At 56.5% G+C, this 7,273-nt stretch carries 7 protein-coding genes, 1 rRNA gene and 1 pseudogene; 4 read left to right on the top strand and 5 right to left on the bottom strand.

Going from position 1 to position 7,273, the window contains the following annotated elements; genetic code table 11:
- Together rrf and mrdA are read left to right on the top strand one after the other, a co-directional pair.
- A 5S ribosomal RNA gene (rrf, locus tag HT737_RS06285) occupies window positions 1-99 on the top strand; the annotation flags it as partial.
- A 236-nt stretch (window positions 100-335) separates the two neighbouring features.
- Window positions 336-2,228: a penicillin-binding protein 2 gene (gene mrdA, locus HT737_RS06280; protein WP_095668711.1), complete on the top strand. Its 1,893-nt coding sequence runs from the start codon at window positions 336-338 to the stop codon at window positions 2,226-2,228.
- 75 nt (window positions 2,229-2,303) lie between these two features.
- On the opposite strand, the gene HT737_RS06275 is transcribed toward mrdA, so the two are convergent.
- The 5 genes from HT737_RS06275 to HT737_RS06255 form a co-directional block, all read right to left on the bottom strand.
- Window positions 2,304-2,975 carry a hypothetical protein gene (locus HT737_RS06275; protein ID WP_182401871.1) on the bottom strand — a complete coding sequence of 224 codons (672 nt, stop codon included), beginning with the start codon at window positions 2,973-2,975 and terminating at the stop codon, window positions 2,304-2,306.
- An 84-nt stretch (window positions 2,976-3,059) separates the two neighbouring features.
- Window positions 3,060-3,266: a helix-turn-helix transcriptional regulator gene (locus tag HT737_RS06270; protein WP_003226632.1), complete on the bottom strand. Its 207-nt coding sequence runs from the start codon at window positions 3,264-3,266 to the stop codon at window positions 3,060-3,062.
- A 49-nt stretch (window positions 3,267-3,315) separates the two neighbouring features.
- Window positions 3,316-3,882 (bottom strand): hypothetical protein, encoded by a 567-nt coding sequence (locus tag HT737_RS06265; protein ID WP_306287177.1) that lies wholly within the window; start codon window positions 3,880-3,882, stop codon window positions 3,316-3,318.
- A 217-nt stretch (window positions 3,883-4,099) separates the two neighbouring features.
- A complete protein-coding gene (locus HT737_RS06260) occupies window positions 4,100-4,504 on the bottom strand; it encodes a lysozyme inhibitor LprI family protein (protein WP_182401869.1) in 405 nt (134 codons plus the stop codon).
- A 58-nt stretch (window positions 4,505-4,562) separates the two neighbouring features.
- Window positions 4,563-5,483, bottom strand: coding sequence for an ADP-ribosylglycohydrolase family protein (locus tag HT737_RS06255; RefSeq protein WP_047295304.1), 921 nt, complete (start codon window positions 5,481-5,483; stop codon window positions 4,563-4,565).
- A gap of 186 nt (window positions 5,484-5,669) precedes the next feature.
- On the opposite strand from HT737_RS06255, the pseudogene HT737_RS06250 reads away from it, so the two are divergent.
- Both HT737_RS06250 and HT737_RS06245 read left to right on the top strand, forming a co-directional pair.
- Window positions 5,670-6,159, top strand: a pseudogene (locus HT737_RS06250) (SRPBCC family protein).
- Window positions 6,149-6,967 carry an aminoglycoside phosphotransferase family protein gene (locus HT737_RS06245; protein ID WP_047295302.1) on the top strand — a complete coding sequence of 273 codons (819 nt, stop codon included), beginning with the start codon at window positions 6,149-6,151 and terminating at the stop codon, window positions 6,965-6,967. The pseudogene HT737_RS06250 and the gene HT737_RS06245 overlap by 11 nt, the downstream one beginning before the upstream one ends.
- Window positions 6,968-7,273 lie beyond the last annotated feature (306 nt).

Raw genomic sequence — 7,273 nt, 5'->3', positions numbered from 1 at the left:
GTTGGAACCACCTGATCCCATCCCGAACTCAGAAGTGAAACGATGCATCGCCGATGGTAGTGTGGGGTTTCCCCATGTGAGAGTAGGTCATCGTCAAGATTAAATTCCGAAACCCCAATTGCGAAAGCAGTTGGGGTTTTGTTTTGCCCACAGGAAAGTGCTTGGCTCGCCAAGATCAGACGATACAGGTGTTCCAACCGTCGCCAGGACTGCCATTGGAGAAAAACCTTCTGAAGTGACCACTCGGTTTTTGGTATGGTGCAGCTCGTTTTTTAACGGATTGATGTCATGCCCATGGATCGGCGCTCAAATTATGTCAAAGAGTTGCTGTAGAAATGCCTGAACCCATCCCGATCAAAGATCACGAAAAAGAGAAGCGTTTGGTCAACAAACGGTTGATCGCCTGCGCTCTGTTTGTCTTTGCTATCAGCTGCGCGCTGGTGGTGCGCTTGTACATCCTGCAAGTGGTTGAATTCGACTACCACTCGACCATCTCTGAAAACAACCGCGTGCACGTCTTGCCGATTCCGCCGACGAGAGGCCTGATCTACGATCGCAATGGCGTGCTGCTCGCTGATAACCGTCCTAGTTACAACCTGATCATCACCCGCGAACGCGCCACTGATGTTAATCAGGAGCTGGACGAGGTGATCAATCTGCTGCATTTGCCAGCTGAAGATCGTACGGTTTTCGATAAGGCCATGAAGCAGTCCCGTCACCCGTTCACCCCGGTGACGCTGTTCTATGGACTGACGGAGGAGCAAATCGCCGTGTTGGCGGTTAACGAGTTCCGTTTGCCGGGCCTCGATGTCGAGCCGCAGTTCGTTCGGCATTACCCGCTGGGTCCGCACTTTGCGCATTCAATCGGTTACGTTGGCCGGATTAACGAAAAAGAATCCAAAACCCTCGACTCGGTGGAATACCGCGGCACTCAATCCATCGGTAAAACCGGCATTGAACGCTTCTACGAAGCGCAACTGCACGGTCACGTTGGCTACGAGGAAGTTGAGACCAACGCCCAAGGCCGAGTGTTGCGAGTGCTCAAACACACCGATCCGGTCCCTGGCAAAAACATCGTTCTAAGTCTCGACGTCAAACTACAGGAAGCTGCTGAAGCCGCACTGGGCGACCGCCGTGGTTCGGTGGTGGCTCTCGATCCATCCACTGGTGAAGTGCTGGCCATGGTCAGCAATCCGAGCTTCGACCCGAACCTGTTCGTCACTGGTATCAGCTCCAAGGAATACTCGGCGCTACGCGATTCCATCGATCGGCCGCTGTTCAACCGTGTGCTACGCGGCCTGTATGCACCGGGTTCGACCATCAAACCCGAAGTGGCGATTGCCGGCCTTGATGCCGGTGTTGTGACCCCGCAGACACGAGTCTTCGACCCGGGCTATTACCAGCTCCCGGATTTCGATCACAAGTACCGCAACTGGAACCACAGCGGCGATGGCTGGGTGGACATGGATGCGGCGATCATGCGTTCCAATGACACCTACTTCTACGATCTGGCGCACAAGCTCGGCATCGATCGCCTGCACGACTACATGGCGATGTTCGGCCTCGGCGAAAAAGTCTCGCTGGACATGTTCGAAGAGTCGCCCGGTTTAATGCCATCTCAGGCCTGGAAACGCGCCACGCGCCGTCAAGCCTGGTTCCCTGGGGAAACAGTAATCCTGGGCATCGGCCAAGGCTACATGCAGGTCACGCCGCTACAACTGGCTCAGGCCACCGCGCTGATCGCCAACAAGGGCGTTTGGAATCGACCCCACTTGGCGAAGACCGTCGATGGCGTTGCGCCGGTCGACGAGCATCCTATGCCGAATATCCTGCTGAAGAACCCGCGTGACTGGGATCAGGTCAACCACGGCATGCAGATGGTGATGCACGATGCCCGGGGTATCGCGCGCGCCGCAGCGGCCGGAGCGCAGTACCGCATCGCCGGCAAGAGTGGTACGGCGCAGGTGGTGGCGATCAAGCAGGGTGAGCGTTACAACCGTGAGAAAACTCTCGAACGGCATCGCGACAACGCCTTGTTTGTCGGCTTCGCTCCGGCAGAGCATCCGAAGATCGCCATCTCGGTGATGATTGAAAACGGTGAGGCCGGTGGTCGGGTTGCCGGTCCCGTGGTGCGGCAGATCATGGACGCCTGGCTACTGGATCAGGACGGCCACCTCAAGCCGCAATACGCGGCGCCGGCCAAGCCGCCGGGTGACCCGCACGTGTAGCCGGAATGCGCTTCACCGCTCCGGCTCACGTTGGCTACGCCGTGAAGCTGTCGAGACAGAGGTTTGGGTAACAGACTATTTGCAGCTGTAACCCTCGGGCATCGTGACGCTGTAGTTGCGTTGCACGCGATCCTGGAAGTCCAGATTCTGCAGGCCCTGTTCGACCAGAAAGGCCTCGACCTTAGCGGCCTGACAGTCCTCGTTATAAGACGACGCCCGCAGCAGATACACCGTGCGTTTGCTCGCCTCATCCCGGGCGGTGGCAATAAAGGTACTTAAGGTGGTATAGCCGATTCGCTCCGAAGTACCTACCGGACCATAGGTCGTATTGGGCTTACTGGTGCAGGTCAGTCGGTCATCTTTCTTCTTGGTATTTTTGCAAACGGTCGTAGTACTGGTTGGCACTTGCCCATAGTCGGTAGCGGTATAACGGTAAGACACTTGCCGGCTGCCGATATCGAGGCTGATGGTCATTTTGATCGGTGCGTGATTTCTGGGCAGGCTGGCGTCGGTATAGACCTCTTGGAAACCCCTGTCTTTCAATGTGTTGACCATGTCGCGGAGATAGTAGCGGGCATTCAGTGCGTTTTGATCAGCGCCATTCGTCGAGGTCACCAGTACGGTTGCGTTTCGGTCGAACTGATAGTCCGGATCAGGAATTGCATTGAGTGCTACGTCAAATTGTGTGGCGCAGCCGCTGAGTGACGCCGTCAGCAATAACAGCGTGCATAATAAAAAACGGGACATGACAAAGCCGCCTTGAAACTAAGGATTGAATAAGCGTTAAACGATTGGGACCTGCGACAAATAACTCGCCGTCCGGGGAAAGTCTCAGTCTTTCTGGTATTCCAGCAGATCGCCCGGCTGGCAATCGAGCGCAGCGCAGAGCTTGTCCAGAGTTGCCATCTTCACGCCTTTCACTTTGCCGTTTTTGAGCAATGACAGATTGGCCTCGGTTATTCCGAGCAAGGCGGCTAACTCTTTCGAGCGAATTTTTTGCGTGGCCATGACGACGTCAAGGCGGACGATAATGGTCATTATGTTGTTCTATATGTATTGGCTTTGCTCATCGCTGAGTACTTTTGCGTCACGCATGATAATTGAAAAAATACAGAGTAATACGCCTTTGATTATCTCGTAGGCAGAAGCGGAAGACAGGCCGATCGAGAACTGGAAAATCCGATCCCCCGGCGGCAGATCTATCGACAACGCCAGACCTTGCAAGGTCTCTATTAGCGGGTAGGTTGCCGGAGAAACGATGCAGAGTACGCCCACTCGCCAGAGCACCCTGATGTTGCGGTCGGTCCATGTTTCGCCGCGCGACAAGCGCAGAAAAAAACAACCCGGTCAGCCATAACGCGTAAGCCGACAGGACAACGGGCAGGAAATCCAGAAAGACGATCAGCGCAGTGACCGTTGATGACAGCCAGGTGTCAGGATCAAGCAATGCACCTTCGACAAACGGGTCAAGCAATTGCGGCGAGCCTTCTGCAAAGGCATAAAGCAGGCTTGCCAGCATTTCATCCTTCTTGAAGAACCAGATCGTCACGTTGCCACCGACCTCCGTAACCCCCAGAACCCAGACAAGAATCGCAGCCAGCAGCCCGATCCAGTGCATGCGCTGCGGCGCCAATCCGTTGATGTGAGTACTCATGAAAATTCCTGGTTGTTACAATTTGTTAGCGAATTCTCGATGATAAATTATCTGATTACAATAATTAGTTTGTATTTTTTGCTGCGCCACCTTCTTATGTTCCGGCTCCGCGCAATCGCTGGTAATGGTGCGAAAATCGATTCACTGGCCAGCGTGCCGAAACGGCGCTAATTGTGGATTCAACAAACCTGGCGGCAAGACCGAAGCCACTACACAATCAGGTCCCTGGCACCGGGCAACTCATGTCACCTTCCTGACACTTCAAATACTGCTTCAGCGCCTCAATCCGTGCCTTGGTCACAGCGGTCAGGCAATTGCTGTAGATCAGCGGATAAACACTCCCGCCCTCGACCCCGGATGCCGAAAACTTGCACTCGGTATCGCGAAACCCGATCCACGCTCGCTGCGCACCCACCAGCAGCTTCTTGCGGTCAGGGTTGTCCTTCAAACGGCCGATGATCTGCTGATACATCGCGTTCAACTCCTTGTCAGTCGACTTGAATTCCTGCCCGGCACACTGGTTCATGGTGGCCTGATCGCTGGCATTGGCGCAGTCGATGGCAGCGTGGGCGAGGGGGCTGAACAGAAATGGTGTCAGGGCCAGAAGCAGGCGTGGCGACATTGGGTAATCTCACTGAGTCGGATGGAAAGTGCAGTGCAGTCTAGCGGCTATGGAGCTTCTAATCAGGGACGCGTAGCCGGGAGGCGTCGAGCAGGCGATCTGCGGTGGCTGCAATCTCCTCGCCGTCATGGAGCATTTCCAGCCAGTGGGCGGGAATCGACCGAATGCCGTAGTAGGCCCCGGCCAATTGGCCGACGATCGCGGCAGTAGTGTCGGCATCATCGCCCAGGTTGGCGGCTTGCAGAATCGCCGCAGCGAAACCGTCAGTGTGATGAAAACACCACAGCGCCGCTTCCAGCGACTCGACGCTGTAGCCGCTGCCACGGATTTCGCTCGCCGACTTTGCGAGGTAATCACCTCGGGCGATGGCTGCGACTTTTGGCTGAACGAAGGTTGTGTCTGGCAATTTGCGCAATTCTGACTTGGAGGCGCCTAGCAGTGCTTTGCTGAGCACTTCGGCAAATAATTGACAGCATTCGATGGCTTCAGGTGCAGCATGGGTGGTTCGCGAACTGTCACTGGCGAACTGGCGAATCTGCCGGGCATCAGGGAAATAAAACAGCACCACCGGCACCAGGCGCATCAGCGACCCGTTGCCGGCGGTAAACGGGTCGGTAGATCCCGCGAACGGCTGACCGGTTTGCTGATACCGCGACAGCGCCTGGCTGACCGTCATGCCGATATCGAAACAATCACCGGTTGAACTGAGATACCCCCATTGCCACCAATTCAGATAGCGTCCCATCTGGTCCGCGGCATCGAATGTGTTTTTCCTCAGCAGGCTCTCCGCCAGGCACAGCGCCATCGAGGTGTCATCCGTCCATTGCCCGGGTTTCAAGTGAAAGGGGCCGCCACCGACCATGTCCGTCAGCGGCTGGAATGAGCCTCTTGGCCTGAACTCCACCGTGGTGCCGACGGCGTCGCCGCAAGCGAGGCCGAGCAGGGCGCCGCGATAACGTTCGGAGAGAGAGGGCTGCATGCTTCGCCCTTGTCTGTGTCTATCTCGCAGGAAACGGTAACAGGTTCATCGCAGGGAGGCGCTCGTTTCAATGAACGGAAATGCCGCCGAATGTTTCCTTTGGATTGGACAGGTGCAGCCCTTTGATACAACTTCAGGTTGGACATGTGGTCATACAAGCCTACTGTTCAAAACAGGAGGTGACTTATGAAACCGGTACCCAATAGTTTCGAACGAAAAATCGCGCTCAAGGCGCCACGTTCATATGTCTGGCGTGCATTGGTCGATGCCGAGGCGTTTGGCCAGTGGTTTGGTGTGGCACTGGAGGGCAGGCGGTTCATTGCCGGGGAATGGACGCAAGGGCAGGTCACGTATCCCGGTTATGAGCATGTGCTGTGGAACGTACTGGTGGAGCGGGTGGAGCCGCAGCAGCTGTTTTTCGTTTCGCTGGCATCCGTACGCGGTCAATCCGAACATCGACTATTCCCAGGAGCCGACAACGCTGGTCAAGTTCGAGCTGGAGGATTACGAGAGCGGCACATTGCTCAAGGTGTCCGAGTCCGGTTTTGCGCATATCCCCGATGTGCGGCAGAAGGAGGCGTACTACATGGACAGTCGTGGCTGGGAGGAGCAATTGAGTCGACTTGAGCAGTTTCTCGCCGAAAGTGCGAAGACGCGCGAGCGTGATGGTGACTGATAGCGCAGTATTTGAACCCTGGCTGCAACGCTGGGCGCTGGTACCGGATGGTGAGCCGATCATCACCCCGGGCAGCCGGTTGTTACCGGTGAATTACGGTGATGCGCCGGCCATGCTCAAGATCGCACTGGATACCGACGAACAGTACGGCAATCGGCTGATGGTCTGGTGGGACGGTGACGGCGCCGCGCAGGTGCTGGCCCATCATGAGAACGGTCTGCTGCTGGAACGGGCGATGGGGCGGCGTTCGCTGATGCACATGGCGCTTCATGGTGAAGACGACGACGCCACCCGGATCATGTGCACGGCGCTGGCGCGCTTGCATGCGCCGCGTCCGACGCCATCACCGCCGCTGGTGGAGCTGGCACCGTGGTTCGCGTCGCTGCGAGTGGCCGCCGCCAAACATGGCGGCGCTTATGCCTTGAGCCTGCAAACGGCTGAAGCGTTGCTCGCAGACCCGCAGGATGTGGTGGTGTTGCACGGAGACATGCACCACGACAATGTCCTTGATTTCGGTAAGCGCGGCTGGCTGGCGATCGATCCCAAGCGGGTACGCGGTGAGCGTGGTTTTGACTACGCGAACCTGATCTGCAACCCGGATTTGCCGACGGCTGGTGATGCCGAGCGTTTCCGGCGGCAGGTCGACGTCATTGTCGAGGCCGCCATGCTGGATCGCCAACGGTTGCTGCAGTGGGTGCAGGCGTTCGCCGGGTTATCTGCCGCCTGGTTTATGGAGGATGACCAGCAGGAGCAGGCCATCGGACAGCTGAGCGTCGCGTACATCGCGGCCTGCATGCTCGGTGCCTGACGAGCGTAGGGGTTTTCGGAAGGGCTTTTATAGCGAATGTCTTACACGCGGCGGTAGCTTTTGCGACTATTGCCGATTGGATCCACGGCGTAATCTACACCCATCAACTGAGACACAGGGAGTGTTTCAGGATCACGGATGATCGACCATTAGCAAGGATCGCTGCCGACAGGGAGTCGATAATGGTCTTGGGAAAAACCCGCTTCGGCGGGTTTTTTTTCGCCTGTAGAAAAGTACATCACCCTGTAGGAGCTGCCGCAGGTGCGATCTTTTGATCTTGCTTTTGAAAGCCAAAATCAAAAGATC

It is taken from the genome of Pseudomonas sp. MD195_PC81_125, assembly GCF_014060985.1.
Lineage (GTDB): Bacteria > Pseudomonadota > Gammaproteobacteria > Pseudomonadales > Pseudomonadaceae > Aquipseudomonas > Aquipseudomonas parakoreensis.
The sequence above is the reverse complement of the archived record's forward strand: the minus strand, read 5'-3'. Positions and strand labels throughout refer to the sequence as shown.